This is a genomic window from Pararhodospirillum oryzae, assembly GCF_007992075.1.
Lineage (GTDB): Bacteria > Pseudomonadota > Alphaproteobacteria > Rhodospirillales > Rhodospirillaceae > Pararhodospirillum > Pararhodospirillum oryzae.
The window spans coordinates 1-13588 of the sequence record NZ_BJZO01000095.1 but is presented as its reverse complement, the minus strand read 5'-3'; the positions used below and the strand labels follow the sequence as shown (position 1 = coordinate 13588).

Annotated in this window: 12 protein-coding genes and 1 pseudogene; 9 read left to right on the top strand and 4 right to left on the bottom strand. The window is 67.2% G+C overall.

From position 1 onward, the window contains the following. The 4 genes from chlG to ROR02_RS14070 all read left to right on the top strand — a co-directional run. Window positions 1-986: chlorophyll synthase ChlG (gene chlG / locus ROR02_RS14085; RefSeq protein ID WP_456152347.1), on the top strand; the 986-nt coding region annotated here is incomplete at its 5' end. Next, window positions 983-2359, top strand: a complete 1377-nt coding sequence (locus ROR02_RS14080) for a BCD family MFS transporter (protein ID WP_147164680.1) — start codon at window positions 983-985, stop codon at window positions 2357-2359. The genes chlG and ROR02_RS14080, both read left to right, overlap by 4 nt. Then, on the top strand, window positions 2356-3585 hold the full coding sequence (locus ROR02_RS14075; protein WP_147164679.1) for a geranylgeranyl diphosphate reductase: 1230 nt from the start codon (window positions 2356-2358) through the stop codon (window positions 3583-3585). The genes ROR02_RS14080 and ROR02_RS14075 overlap by 4 nt, the downstream gene beginning before the upstream one ends. After that, entirely contained in the window at window positions 3582-3854 is a 273-nt protein-coding gene (locus tag ROR02_RS14070; protein ID WP_147164678.1) for a hypothetical protein, read from the top strand. Before ROR02_RS14075 ends, ROR02_RS14070 begins: the two co-directional genes overlap by 4 nt. Before the next feature lie 106 nt (window positions 3855-3960). On the opposite strand, the gene ROR02_RS14065 is transcribed toward ROR02_RS14070, so the two are convergent. The 3 genes from ROR02_RS14065 to ROR02_RS14055 form a co-directional block, all read right to left on the bottom strand. Then, window positions 3961-5244 (bottom strand): TRAP transporter large permease, encoded by a 1284-nt coding sequence (locus tag ROR02_RS14065; protein ID WP_147164677.1) that lies wholly within the window; start codon window positions 5242-5244, stop codon window positions 3961-3963. Continuing rightward, window positions 5241-5753 carry a TRAP transporter small permease gene (locus ROR02_RS14060; protein WP_147164676.1) on the bottom strand — a complete coding sequence of 171 codons (513 nt, stop codon included), beginning with the start codon at window positions 5751-5753 and terminating at the stop codon, window positions 5241-5243. The genes ROR02_RS14065 and ROR02_RS14060 overlap by 4 nt, the downstream gene beginning before the upstream one ends. A gap of 61 nt (window positions 5754-5814) precedes the next feature. Further along, a complete protein-coding gene (locus ROR02_RS14055) occupies window positions 5815-6888 on the bottom strand; it encodes a TRAP transporter substrate-binding protein (protein WP_147164675.1) in 1074 nt (357 codons plus the stop codon). Between the two features lie 277 nt (window positions 6889-7165). On the opposite strand from ROR02_RS14055, the gene ROR02_RS14050 reads away from it, so the two are divergent. The 5 genes from ROR02_RS14050 (at window position 7166) to ROR02_RS14030 (ending at window position 13181) form a co-directional block, all read left to right on the top strand. Next, entirely contained in the window at window positions 7166-8875 is a 1710-nt protein-coding gene (locus ROR02_RS14050) for a monovalent cation:proton antiporter-2 (CPA2) family protein (protein WP_147164674.1), read from the top strand. A 259-nt stretch (window positions 8876-9134) separates the two neighbouring features. After that, complete coding sequence (locus tag ROR02_RS14045) at window positions 9135-9983, top strand: diguanylate cyclase (RefSeq protein WP_147164673.1); 849 nt, start codon at window positions 9135-9137, stop codon at window positions 9981-9983. 227 nt (window positions 9984-10210) lie between these two features. Then, a complete protein-coding gene (locus ROR02_RS14040; protein ID WP_147164672.1) occupies window positions 10211-10783 on the top strand; it encodes a DUF6272 family protein in 573 nt (190 codons plus the stop codon). 38 nt (window positions 10784-10821) lie between these two features. After that, complete coding sequence (locus tag ROR02_RS14035) at window positions 10822-11166, top strand: slr1659 superfamily regulator (protein ID WP_147164671.1); 345 nt, start codon at window positions 10822-10824, stop codon at window positions 11164-11166. Window positions 11167-11198: 32 nt separating this feature from the next. After that, a complete protein-coding gene (locus ROR02_RS14030) occupies window positions 11199-13181 on the top strand; it encodes a PP2C family protein-serine/threonine phosphatase (RefSeq protein ID WP_170245127.1) in 1983 nt (660 codons plus the stop codon). Between the two features lie 136 nt (window positions 13182-13317). Here ROR02_RS14030 and ROR02_RS14025 read toward each other — a convergent pair. Continuing rightward, a pseudogene (locus ROR02_RS14025) lies at window positions 13318-13588 on the bottom strand (methyl-accepting chemotaxis protein); the annotation flags it as partial.

The window sequence follows — 13588 nt, the reverse complement described above, 5'->3', positions numbered from 1 at the left end:
CCCCCTCCCCTCTTCCCCCTCCCCCCGGGCTCTCGCAAGATGGTTTCGACCCCATTCGGGGCGCGTTGACAACGGTGCAAGGGGGCCGTACCGTGCGCGCCATGATACGCGCTAAACTCGCCCCATACGTCGAACTGCTCAAGCCGATCACATGGTTCCCTCCCATGTGGGCCTACGCGTGCGGCGTCGTCTCGTCCGGCTTGCCACACCCGGAGCGCTGGATTCTCATCCCGGCGGGCATTCTTCTTGCCGGTCCCCTGGTCTGCGGCACGAGCCAGATCGTCAACGACTGGTTCGATCGGCATGTGGACGCCATCAACGAGCCCCAGCGCCCGATCCCCTCGGGACGGGTTCCGGGCCAGCGTGCCTTGTACTACGGCATCGCCTGGACGGCGCTGTCGGCCCTGGTCGCCGCCAGCCTCGGGCTGTGGGTGTTCCTGGCCGCCGTGGTCGGCCTTGCGCTCGCCTGGGCGTACAGCGCGCCGCCGGTCCGTCTCAAGGGCAACGGCTGGTGGGGCAATACCGCGTGCGCGGTGTGCTACGAGGGCCTCGCGTGGTTCACCGGCGCCGCCGTGATGACCGGCAGCTTCCCCGACTGGCGGATTGTCCTGGTCGCCGCGCTCTATAGCGCCGGCGCGCATGGCATCATGACCCTCAACGACTTCAAGTCGGTCGAGGGCGACCTGGCCATGGGGGTGCGTTCGCTGCCCGCCCAGCTTGGGGTTGAAAAGGCCGGCTGGCTGGCCTGCGCCGTGATGGCCGCCCCGCAGGTGATCGTCATCGCCCTGCTGGCTGCCTGGGACTGCCCCATTCACGCCCTTCTCATTACCCTGTCGCTCGCCATCCAGGGCGTGCTGATGGTCCGCCTGATGCGCCGCCCCAAGGAACTGGCGCCGTGGTACAACCAGACCGGCATTACCTTGTACGTGCTGGGCATGATGATTAGCGCGACCGCCCTGCCGTCGCTGGTCGCGGCCGCCCCATGAGCCGGTCGGGCGGCTTGGGCTGGCTGGGCATTGTCCGTCTGGGACTCGTCCAGTCGGCCCTCGGGGCGATTGTCGTGCTGTCCACGTCCGCCCTTAACCGCGTCATGGTGGTGGAGCACGCCTTGCCGGCCGTGCTCCCGGGGGCCCTGGTCACCCTCCACCATGCTCTCCAGTTCCTGCGTCCGCGCTGGGGCTACGGCTCCGACATGGGCGGCCGGCGCACGCCCTGGATCATCGGCGGCGTGGCCATCCTGGGCGTGGGCGGCACCCTGGCCGCCGTCGCCACCGCGTGGATGGGCTGGGACTTCCCTCCCGCCCTGGCGCTTGCCATCGTGGCCTTCATCCTGATCGGGATCGGGGTTGGCGCCGCCGGCACCTGCCTTCTGGCCCTGCTCGCCACCCGCGTGGTCCCCGAACGCCGGGCCGCCGCCGCCACCATCGTGTGGATGATGATGATCGCCGGTTTCGCCATAACCGCCGGCGCCTCGGGTCATTTCCTCTCCCCGTATTCTCCGGAACGCCTGGTTGCCGTGTGTGGCGTGGTCGCCGCCGTCGCCCTGGTCGTGACCGTGCTGGCTCTTCTGGGGGTCGAGCGCAAAACCCCGGCGGTTGACAGCACGTCGGCCCTGGAGGCCTCCGAACCGGCCCCCAAGATTCCCTTCCGCGAGGCTCTTCCCCAGGTCTGGGGCGAGAAAAGCACGCGCGGGTTCGCCGTCTTTGTCTTCTTGTCCATGCTGGCCTACAGCGCCCAGGATCTGATCTTGGAGCCTTTTGGCGGCCTGGTCTTCAACATGGAAATCGGCGAAACCACCAAGCTGTCGGGCCTGCAGCACAGTGGTGTTTTCGTTGGCATGCTGCTGGTGGGCATCGCGGGCTCGGTGCTGCGGGGAACCCGGCTGGGGTCGTTGCGGCTGTGGACCCTGATCGGCTGCCTTGCCTCGGCCATCGCGCTGGGCGGCCTGGTTGTCGCCGGGTTCATGGCCCCGAACTGGCCGCTGCGCGCGTGGGTCTTCTACCTGGGATTCGCCACCGGCATTTACGCCGTGGCCGCCATCGGCTCGATGATGACCCTGGCCGGCCAGGGTCAGCCCGGCCGCGAGGGCATGCGCATGGGCGTGTGGGGCGCGGCCCAGGCCATCGCCATGGGCCTGGGGGCCTTCCTGGGCACCGTGGCCGTGGACGCCACCCGCCTGCTGGTTGGCGCGCCCACGCCCGCCTATCAGGCGGTGTTCGCCGCCGAAGCCGTTGTGTTCGTGCTTTCGGCCGTGCTTGCCGCGCGGATTGGAAGCCCCTCCCTCGCCGGGTCCCGGCCCCTTGCCCAAAGCGGGCCGGCCCTTGACGCCGCCGCGACCGAAACCGGAAAACAGGCATGACCGACCTCCCCCCTTCCTCGCCATCGTTTTGCGCTCCTGATTCGCTTCCCGAAAAAGTCGATGTGGTCGTGGTGGGGGGGGGACCGGCCGGTGCCACCGCTGCCCGCGCCCTGGCCCAGGCCGGGCACGCGGTCGTGCTGCTGGACCGGGAAGGACGCATCAAACCCTGCGGCGGCGCCATTCCACCGCGCGCCATCCAGGACTTTGAAATCCCCGACGCCTTGCTGTGCGCGCGCATCACCAGCGCGCGCATGATCGCACCCTCGGGCCATGCCGTGGACATGCCGGTGGGCGACGGCTTCGTGGGCATGGTTGACCGGTCGATTTTCGACCCGTGGCTGCGCGAACGGGCCGCCCAGGCCGGCGCCCTGCGCGTGTCCGGCACCTTTCGCACCCTGGAACGCGATCCCGACGGCACCGCCGTGGTTGTCTTCCGCGTGGGGGCCGGTGACACCGGGGAAACGTCGGATCACCGGCTGCGCACGCGCGCGGTGATCGGCGCCGATGGCGCGTTGTCGCAGGTGGCGCGTCAGGCCCTGCCCGGTGAGTCCGTGCCCACCGTTGCCGCCTACCACGAAATCGTGCGCACGCCGCCCGGCTTCGACAACACCCGCTGCGATGTTTACTACCAAGGCCGCATCTCGCCCGACTTCTATGGCTGGGTGTTTCCCCACGGCGACACCATCAGCATTGGCGTGGGCACCGAACAGAAGGGCTTTTCCCTGCGCGGCGCCACCACCTTGCTGCGCGAGGCCGCTGGTCTGACCCAGGCCGAAACCCTGCGCTGCGAAGGCGCGCCCATTCCCTTGCGCCCCTTGCGCCGCTGGGATAACGGGCGCGACGTGCTGCTGGCCGGCGATGCCGCCGGCGTGGTCGCGCCGTCGTCGGGCGAGGGCATTTACTATGCCCTGGAAGGCGGTCGCCTCGCGGCCCGGGCCGTGGAACGTTTCCTGGCTGACGGCAACCCGGTTCACCTGGGCGAGGCCCGCCGGACGTTCATGAAGGACCACGGCATGATTTTCCGCATTCTGGAGATCATGCAACGCTTCTGGTATTGCAGCGACGAGCGGCGCGAGCGCTTCGTGGCCATCTGCGCCGATCCGGACGTGCAGCGCCTGACCTGGGAATCGTACATGTACAAGCGCCTTGTGCACCGCGATCCCGTCGCCCATATCAAGATCTTCTTCAAGAACGTGGCTCACCTGCTGGGATTGGCGCGCGTATGAGCACACTCTTCACCTCGGGTATCGTGATCGACATCATCTTGCTGTTGATGATTGTCGAGGGCTGGGTGCTGATCCGGCTTACGCCGCGCTCAGGGGGGGCGTTGTCGCCGCGCGCGGTCGTCGCCTTGCTGCTGCCCGGTGCCTTCCTGATGCTCGCGGTTCGGGCCGCCCTGATCGGCGCGCCCTGGTTCCTGGTCGCCCTGATCCTGGCCCTGTCGTTCGTCGCCCACATGGCAGACATCTACATCCGCCTGACCGACCGGCCCTGAATCAGGCCGGGGGGGTCCTGCGCCGGGGGGGCCTGCCTGGCATTCTTGGTTTCTTGAAAAGGCCCGGGACGATTCCCGGGCCTTTGTCGATTGAACGGGATCTCCGTTACGCGGACAGCACCAGCCACGGGCACGCGATCAATATCGCGAGGCGCACCACGTCGGCCACGACGAAGGGCATCACGCCCTTGAAAATCCGGTGGATGGCGACATCGGGCACCACCGAGCGCAGCACGAACACGTTCATGCCCACGGGGGGCGTGATCAGGCCCAGTTCAACCGTGACCACGGTCATGACCCCGAACCAAACCGGATCGAACCCCGCGCCCACGATGACCGGATAGACCACGGGCACGGTGAGCAGCATCATGGCAAGCCCGTCCATGACGCAGCCCAGGGCCAGGAACAAGGCCAGCACCACCAGCAAGATGCTCAGGGGCGCCAGCGACTGGGCCGCGACCCAGGTGGCCAGGGTGTCCGCCAGGCGCGAAACCGACAGGAAGGTTCCGAACAGATCGGCGCCCACGATCACGAAAAAGATCATCGCCGAGAGCAGGACCGTTTCCTCGACCGAGCTCAGGAAATCAGCCCACGACAACCCGCGCGCCAGGGCAACGACAAGGGTGCACCCGGCCCCCACCCCCGCCGCCTCGGTGGGGGTGAACAGGCCGCCATAGAGCCCGCCCAGGATCGCGGCGAAAATGCCGAAGAAGGGCGCCACCCCCTTCAGCCCCGCCAGCTTTTCCCCAAGGGTACGCGGCGTGCCGGGCTGGGCGAGGCTGGGCTTCAGGGCGACCATGACCGTGACCGCGCCGCCATACAGAACAAGGCCCAGAAGGCCGGGCACGATGCCGGCCATGAACAGGGCGCTCACCGACTGCTCGGTGATCAGGGCATAGAGCAACAGCGCGATGGAGGGCGGGATCATGATCCCCAGCGTGCCCCCGGCGGCCAGGGTTCCGGTGGCCAGCGACGCCGCGTAGCCGTTCGCGCGCATTTCGGGCAGGGCCACGCGGGCCATGCTGGCGGCGGTGGCCAGGGACGAGCCGGAAATGGCCGAAAAAACCGTGCACGAACACAAGGCGGCCATGGCCATGCCGCCACGCCAGCCACCAAACAAGACACGGGCTCCGGCGAACAGGTCGGCGGACAGGCGCGACCGGCTGGCCAGCACCCCCATGAACAAGAACAACGGAATCGGGCTGAAGGCGTAATTCGACAAGGTGTCGACCGGGGCGCTTTGCAGCAGGGCCAGGGCGGGTTCCACGGCAACGATGGCGGCGAACCCGCCCACGCCCACCGCCGCCATGGCCAGCGCCAGCGGACAGCCCAAGGCGATGAGCGCCAGCAAGGCGCCCACCCCCACCAGACCGATTTCGGGGGCGCTCATCGGGCCAGGGCCCGCGCCTCGGCCCAGGTGCGTCCGGCCACGACCAGCCCCCGCAAGGCCAGCACGGCGCAGGCAAACGCCGTGGGGCCCAGAACCAGGGCCATCGGCACCTGGAAGGTCTGGGTGGTTTCACCGGTGGCCTGGGCGGCCCAGGCGCCCGATCCCAGACGCACCGCCAGCCCCGCGCCCAACACGGCGAAGCCGGCGTAATAAAATGCCATCAACCGGGTGCGGGTGACGGCGCCCAGGCGCCCGGTGATCAGATCAACGGCGACCTGCCCCCGGTCCAGGGCATGGGGCAGGCCCAGCACGATGGTGAAGAGCAAGGAATAGGCGACCAGTTCGGGGCCGCCGGCGAACAGGATATCGACCTTGCCCGAGGTCAGACGAAACAAGGCGCGCCCGGTCACGTCGACCAGCACGGCGCCTCCCATGATCAGCAGCATCACCCCGGCCAGGCGGAACATCCACAGGGCAAGGCGGTCAACGAAGGCTCCTAGGGCGGACATGGGGCATGGTTCCTTGTCGGATCATCAATGAGGGACGAAAGGCGGGAAACGGCGCAACCCGTCACGGCCGCGCGTTGCAGGTGTCGGCCAGGGCGCGGGCGCGGGCATACACGGCACGGGCCGGCAGACCCCGGCTCTCCAGCTCGGCCAGATGGGCCTCGGTCACCGCGTCGAGGGCGGGTTTCCAGGCCGGGTTGTCGGCACCGCCTTCAATGGTGACGATCGCATGGCCGGCGGCCTCGGCCGCCTTGCGGCCCACCGTGTCCAGGTCATCGAACACACCACCGGCTCGTCTGGCCCAGGCCGCTCCCGACTGGGCGTCGATCACGGCCTTCAGGTCATCGGGCAGGCCGTTGTACACATCCTTGTTCATGGTCACGACGAAGGCCAGGGTGTAAAGTCCTCCGACCTCGGCGTGAAACCGGGTCAGTTCGTTCAGACGAAAGGACTCCATCGCCTCCCACGGCAAGGCGGCGCCGTCGATCACGCCCCGTTCCATGGCGGGGTAGGTATCGGGGGCCGGCAGGGCGACGGGCTGGGCGCCCAGGCTTTCGAGCAGGGCTCCCACCACCACCGTTGGCCGCCGGATGCGCAGGCCCGCCAGATCCTCGGGCCTGGTCACGGCCCTGTCGCGCAGATGCAGCTGACCGGGGCCGTGGGTAAAGAAAAACAGCGGGCGGGTGTCCTTGTACTCGTCGGCGATCAGGCCTTCGTCGTACAGGTTCTGCAAAATGCAAGACCCCTGGACGCCATTGGTCACCAGGCCCGGAAGCTCGACGATCTGGCTCAGGGGGAAACGGTTGGCGGTATACCCCTGGATGGTCGCGGTGACGTCGGCAATGCGCGAACGCACCGCGTCGTATTGGGCCGGGGCCTTGACCAGGGTCGCGCCCGGGTAAAGGTCCACCTTCAGACGCCCGCCCGAGGCGGCTTCCACCGCCTTGGCCCATTCCTGGTACACCAGGCGGTGCGGCCCCGAGACCGACGGCCAGAAATGGGCGAAACGCAAGGTCACGTCGGCGGCCCGGGCCGCCGGCCCGCCGGCCCCCCCGAACAGCCCCAGGGCCATCAGGAACACGGCGGTCAGACGCGATAAGGCGAACGATCGAAACAGCGCAGTCGGAAGGCGATGCATGGCGGTCCTCGCGGTCGGGGGAAGGACGACAAGGCGGAGAAAGGATCGGGCGCAGTTATGCGCCGGGCGGCCTCGCATTTCCAGCCCGGGACGCCCCCCTTCGCGCCCGACGCGCGAAAGGACCGGTGGACGGCCCGGTTGCCGCGCCCTTGGTCTTGCTCCGGGCGGGACACTCGGGTATGCGAAAAGCGGCGGGGCCCCTCTCCTTTCGCGTGTCTCCCCCTGGTCCTGTCCTTGCCTCGCCCCTTGTTCCCCTTCCTGACCTCCGGGAGTCTCCATGGGCCACGACAGCGCGATCACCGAACTCCTGGCCCTGCTTGGGGCGGCCATCGTCGCCGCCACCGTGTTCAGCCGTCTGGGGTTGGGGCCGATCCTGGGATACCTGGTTGCCGGCGCGGTGGTTGGGCCCTGGGGGCTGGGCATTGTCTCCGATCCGGGCCGGATCGCCCAGGTCGGCGAATTCGGCGTGGTGTTCTTGCTGTTCCTGATCGGAATCGAGCTTAAACCCGCGCGCTTGTGGGTCATGCGCCGTCTGGTGTTCGGGCTGGGAACGGCCCAGCTGCTGTTCACCGGGGCCGCGCTGGCCTTGCTCGCCTGGTTCCTGCTCGATGTCACGCCCTCGGCCGCCGTGGTCATCGGCTGTGGCCTGGCGCTGTCCTCCACCGCTTTTGGCCTGCAGGTTCTGGCCCTTCGCAACCAGTTATCCAGTCACTGGGGCCGGGCCAGCTTTTCGGTCTTGCTGATGCAAGATCTGGCGGTCGTGCCCCTGCTGGCGGTCGTCCCCCTGCTGGGGGGCGGCCCGCATCTGACCTGGACCGACCTGGGCCTGGGGCTGGGCCGCACCGCCCTGATCGTGGGCGGGGTCATCCTGGGTGGACGGCTGATCTTGCGCCACGCCCTTCGTCTGATCGCCGGCAGCCGGTCCACCGAAATCTTCACGGGCTTTGCCCTGCTTCTGGTGCTGGGCGTGGGCTGGCTGATGGAAACGGCGGGGTTGTCCATGGCGATGGGCGCGTTCCTGGCCGGGTTGCTGCTGGCCGATTCCGAATACCGCCATCAGGTCGAGATCGACATCCAGCCGTTTCGCGGCCTGCTGCTGGGCCTGTTCTTCATGGGCGTCGGCATGGAGATCGACCTGGACGGGCTGTGGCGCCACGAGTTGCTGATCGCCGGCATCCTGGCGGTGGTCTTGCCCTTGAAAACCCTGGTGCTGGCGATCCTTGCCCGTTTTTGGGGACTGGCCCCGGGCGAGGCGCTGCGCACGGCCCTGCTGTTGGCCCAGGCCGGCGAATTCGCGTTCGTTCTGTTTGCCTATGCCAGCCGGAACGGTGTGTTGCCGCCAGCCCTGGGGGCGCCTTTGGTGTCGGCGGTCGCCCTGGGCATGGCCCTGACCCCGTTCATGGTCGCCCTCGGCGACCTTGTCGCGCCCCGCCTGCGGGGATGGTCGGTTCCGGTGGACCCTCCGTTCACGCCGTCCGACGAAGGGGACAAGGCGCCCGTGGTCATCGCCGGCTTCGGGCGGGTGGGGGAAACCGTGGCCCGCATCCTGATTCACCTGGGGGTTCCGTGCCTGGCCATCGATCTCAACCCGGAAAACGTCTATCGTGGCCGGCGCGACGGATTCCGGGTGTATTACGGCGATGCCAGCCGTCCCGAGATTCTGCGCGCGGTCGGCGCGCGGCAGGCCCGGCTGCTGGTGGTCACGCTGGACAACGCCACGGCCGTGGAGCGAACCTTGGAAACCGCCCGGCGTCACTTCCCGGCCCTGCCGGTCCATGTGCGCGCCCGCGATGCGTCCACCTCGGCGCGCCTGGTGGGGCTGGGGGCCGCGCTCGCGGTTCCGGAAACCCTGGAATCGAGCCTGCGCCTGGGCGCGGAAGCCGCCAAGGCCGGGGAGGCCGATCCCGAGGCCCTGGCCGAACTGCTGCGCACCTTGCGCCGCGACAACTACAAGGGCCTTGTTCGGGAACTTGACCCGACATCCTAGGCCTTCCTGGCATAAACCGCTTGCAAAGGCGGAAATTCCCCGGACCTGGACGGAAAATTAACTGTTTACCCCTTGAATCCCACGGGTGCGGCGAGATTATAGCACAGTCATCCTCGGGGAGCGGGTCTCGGGGACGGCCGGCCAAGGATGCGGGATGACACATCAAGAAGGACACGAGGCGCCCTGGGAAAAACAATCCCCGTTTTTTCTCCGCCTTGAACCGATTGGAATCCCGGCAGTGACAGGGAACGCACCAACGATGATTGCCTCGGCAGGAGACATCGAAGGTCGGAATATCCGGGCTCTGTCGTCGGAGATCAAGCGCCTGCGCACCCAGCTTCAAGACCTGGAGCAGCGCAACGCGGACCTGGAAATCGCGCTGACCACCGCGATCGAGCACGGGGACGCGATCGAAAGCGAAATCCTGACGACCAACGACCGCCTGCGCGCCGAAGTACACGAACGCCTGATCGCCGAGCGTCGCCTGGCCCAGGTGGTGGAAGCCATCAGCCAGCAAAAACAAGACCTTGAAGTCCTGTTGCAAACCATCACCCAGCACAGCGACGACATCGATACCCAATGGCTGCGCCGCTATGCCGAGGTGGAAGCGCTGGCCCGCCTGGATCCCCTCACCAACATCGCCAACCGGCGCCTGTTCGACCGCGCCCTGGAAACCGAATGGGCCCGGGGAACGCGTAGCGGCCTCCCGCTGGGGCTGATTTTGTGCGACCTTGATCTGTTCAAGGCGTACAATGACCATTACGGGCACCAGCAGGGCGACCTGGCGTTGGTGGCTTTCGCCGGGGTTCTGACCGAATGCAGCCGCCGCCCGACCGACCTGCCCGCTCGCCTGGGCGGAGAGGAGTTCGTCATCCTGATGCCTGAAACCTCGGTCGAAGGCGTGGTCCGGGTCGCGCGTCTGATCCAGGAAACCCTTTGGAAACGGGCAATTCCCCATGAGGGATCGCCCCACGGCCGGGTAAGCGTCAGCATGGGCGCCACCAGCCTGATTCCCTCGGAACACGAGGATTCCACGGCGCTCTACGTGCGTGCCGACGAGTTGCTGTACAAAGCCAAGACCGCCGGGCGCAATCAGGTGTGTTGCTAGAGTCTGTCAGGGAAAAGTGGGCACCGCTTTTCCCGAAAGGACAAACTCAAACGAAGGGATCTGGAGTCTGTCCGCTTCAACGTGAAACAGACAGACTCCAGAGTGAGACCCGAGAAGCGGGAACCGCTTTTCTGATACGTCGAACCCAAAAACAAAGACGTGGAGCCATCGGACCTGGACCCTGTCTAACGCACGGTGCTCCAGCCGCAGGAAGGTAGATGAGTCTCATGAGCGAGCGCATCGGCGATGTGGAGGAACCGGCACAGGGAACGGTTCTGGAAAGCCTGGTCCTCAGTTTCTCGCCTTCGCTGGTTCCGCTCCGTCAGCGCTGGCGCAACAACGGCTTGTCGGCGGATTTCCTGGGCGATTACGTGACCACGTTTTTTCCCGCCAGCGATGACGACCCCACGTCGGGAGAACGCGCCCGCGAGGCCCGTACCGCGGTCAGCTACATCGCGAACGAGCTGCTGGAAAACGCGATGAAGTACAGCGTGACGACCAGCGCCTATCCGATCACCATTCATCTGATCTTGGAAGCGCAGACCATCACCATCAGCGCGTCCAACCCGGTGACCCACGCCGAGGCCGAAAGGGTCGAGACCCTGGCCCGGCACCTTGACACCACCGACCCGCAGGAAGCCTACCTGGCCGCCCTTGAACAAAGCGTCCTGGACGAAGACACCTCCGGACTTGGCTTGGTCACCATCTTGAACGACTATGGCGCCCGGATCGGGTGGCGCTTCACGCCGCTGGACGACGAGTTGTCGCAGATCACCCTCTTGGTGCGCTTGTCTGTTTAAGACCCCTGGGCAAGCCCTTGTTGTTAAACGAGTCTTCCATGCATCAGATCACAGGCGAATCCTTTGGGGTCACCTACGACCCGGCCCAGAGCCTGGTGTCCTTGTCGGGCACCTTGCGCCTCAATGGCCTTGGGGAATATGAACCGGTGGCCCAGCTTCTGCGCCAGGCCCTGAGCGACAACGAAATCCTGACCTTGGACCTGCGCACGCTTGATTTCCTGAACAGCTCGGGCATCGCCATGCTGTCCAAGTTTGTCATCGAAGCCCGCCAGCGCCAGGGCGGATGCGTGACCGTCCTCGCGTCGCGCGCCATTACCTGGCAAGGCCGGTCGCTGGTCAACCTGCAACGCCTCATGCCCACCCTGGTGCTGGATTTCCAGTGAGCCCGACCGTGGCGAGCGGTCCTCCCAAAGGCTTGATCTCCCTGTTGCGGCGCCTGCCGGTCGGGCGCCGGATTCGTTTGCTGCTGGTGCTCTACGTCGTGGCCGCCGCCGTTCCCGTGGTCTCGGGCATGCGCATCCAGGCCCTGATCGACAGCCACGGCAAGACCAGCGCCATGCTGCGCCTGGACCTTGCCACCATCGCGGCCGTGGTGGACAGCTCGGCCCGCTATCAGGCCGTCTTGGAATCGGACGCCACCCGACACGCGCCCACCGCCGACTCCGACGCCACGTTTGAACAAGGGCAACTGGTCAATGCCTTGAAGCGCATGACCCTGCCCGGGCCGGAAGCCCTCGTCGCGCGAGGGGCCTTGCTGGACGCGGCCGAAAACGCCCAGGACCGCCACCACACCCTCAACGTCCTGGGCGGACGAACCCAGAACCTGATGCGCACCTTGTTGCGCCAGGGGGGCGAAATCCGGGCCTTGATGCTGCTGCTGGCGGCCCGCACCCCCAACGGGCCCGATCTGCGTCCGCCGGGCAACACCTTCCTGACCCTCAGCCGGGACTTCGTCGCCACCCAGCGCATGGCCTCGGGCTACCAGGCCCACGACACCTTGGAGCGGTTGCGCACGCTCCTGGATCAGGTGCAGGCGTCCAACGCGGATTCCACCCTCACGCCCTTGCTCGACAACGCCCGCCTCACCGTGGACCGTACCAGCGACACCTTGGAAAAAACCCTCTCCACGACCGCCGAGTGGACGCGGCAATCCTTGTTCGTGAGCTACATCAGCCTGCCGCGCCTGTACCGGGCCACGGCAGCGCTGGAGGCTCTGGCGGCGGACCAGGAACGAACCTTGCGGGCCTCCCTGGAAGCCCGGACCCGCGCCGAGGTCGCGACCCTCGCCTGGGCCAGTGCCGCCGTGCTGCTGACCGGGCTGGCCGCCGTCTTGCTCATCGCGGCCAGCATCCGCCGACCGCTCACGGATCTGGACGCCGATATCAAGGCCCTGGGCACCGACACGGACCAGCGTCCGGTGCGAGGAACCACCGCCCCCGACGAGCTGGGCGCGATGGCCCGCGCCCTGGAAGCCTTCCAGATCAGCAACCACCGCCTGCGCGCCCTGGAAATCGAAAAGCGCGAAAGCCTGGCGCGGGAAAAGGAAGAAACCGAACGTGCCCTGGCCAGCCTGGACGCCGCGCACACGGAAATCCATCGCCTGAACCAGCAGCTTTCGGCCGAGAACGTCCGCCTGGGGGCGGAGCTGGCCATCTCGCGCCGGCTGCAGCAGATGCTTCTGCCGCGCGACGAGGAACTGCTTCAAGTGCGGGGCCTGGAAGTCGCGGCGTTCATGGAGCCGGCCGAAGAGGTGGGCGGCGATTACTACGACGTGCTCGACCAGGGGGACGGACGGGTGCGCATCGGCATTGGCGATGTCACCGGCCACGGGCTGGAAAGTGGCGTCATCATGCTGTTGACCCAATCGGCGGTGCGCACCCTGACCGCCCGGGGCGACGCCCCCCTGCCCGAGCTGGTCGAGGTTCTGAACCGCTCGCTGCTGGCCAACGTGCGCCGCCTGGGCAGCGGCAAGACCCTGACCCTGGCCCTGATCGATTATCGCGCCCGCCCCGACGGCACCCCCGGGGGCGAACTGGTGATCGCCGGCCAGCACGAATCGGTGATCGTGTGCCGGACCGATGGACGCATCGAGGAAGTGGACACCTTGATGCTGGGCATGCCGCTGGGGCTGGTCGACGACGTGCGTGAATACCTGGATCAGACCACCATCTTGCTGGAACCGGGCGCGGTGGTCGCCTTGTACACCGATGGCATCACCGAGGCCGAGAACGAAACCGGAGCCTTCTATGGCATCGGGCGCCTGAAGGAGGTTCTGGCGGCCCATCATCAAGAACCGGCCGAAACCATCAAAACCCGGGTGATCGAGGATCTGTTGCGGTTTCGGGGGAGCGGCGCCGTTCTGGACGACGTGACCTTGATCATCCTGCGCCAGGCCTGATCCTTCCCTTTCTTCCCTTCCCTTCCCTTTTTTCCCTTCCCACCCCGGGCTTTCCCCCTGGAAGGAAAGGCGCATCCTCGGGAGCCCTTGGGATGCGCCTTGAACGGCGGGGGAAAAATCACGGAAGGGGCCGGCCCTATCCCTGGCGCAACCCGTCCAGGAAACGAGACACCCGGTCACGCAGGTCGGCGACGTTTTCCACCATCTGACCGGCGGCGGTCCCGACGGCGGTGGCCGAGGCACCGGTTTCATCGGCGGCCCGATGCACGCCGTCGGCGCCGCTGGCAACCTGCGACGCCCCCAGCGAGGCCTGCTGGATGGCCCGCGAGATCTCGTGCGTTGCCGCGCCCTGCTCCTCGATCGCCGCCGCGATGGTGGCCGAAATCTCGTTGACCTCGGCGATCGTC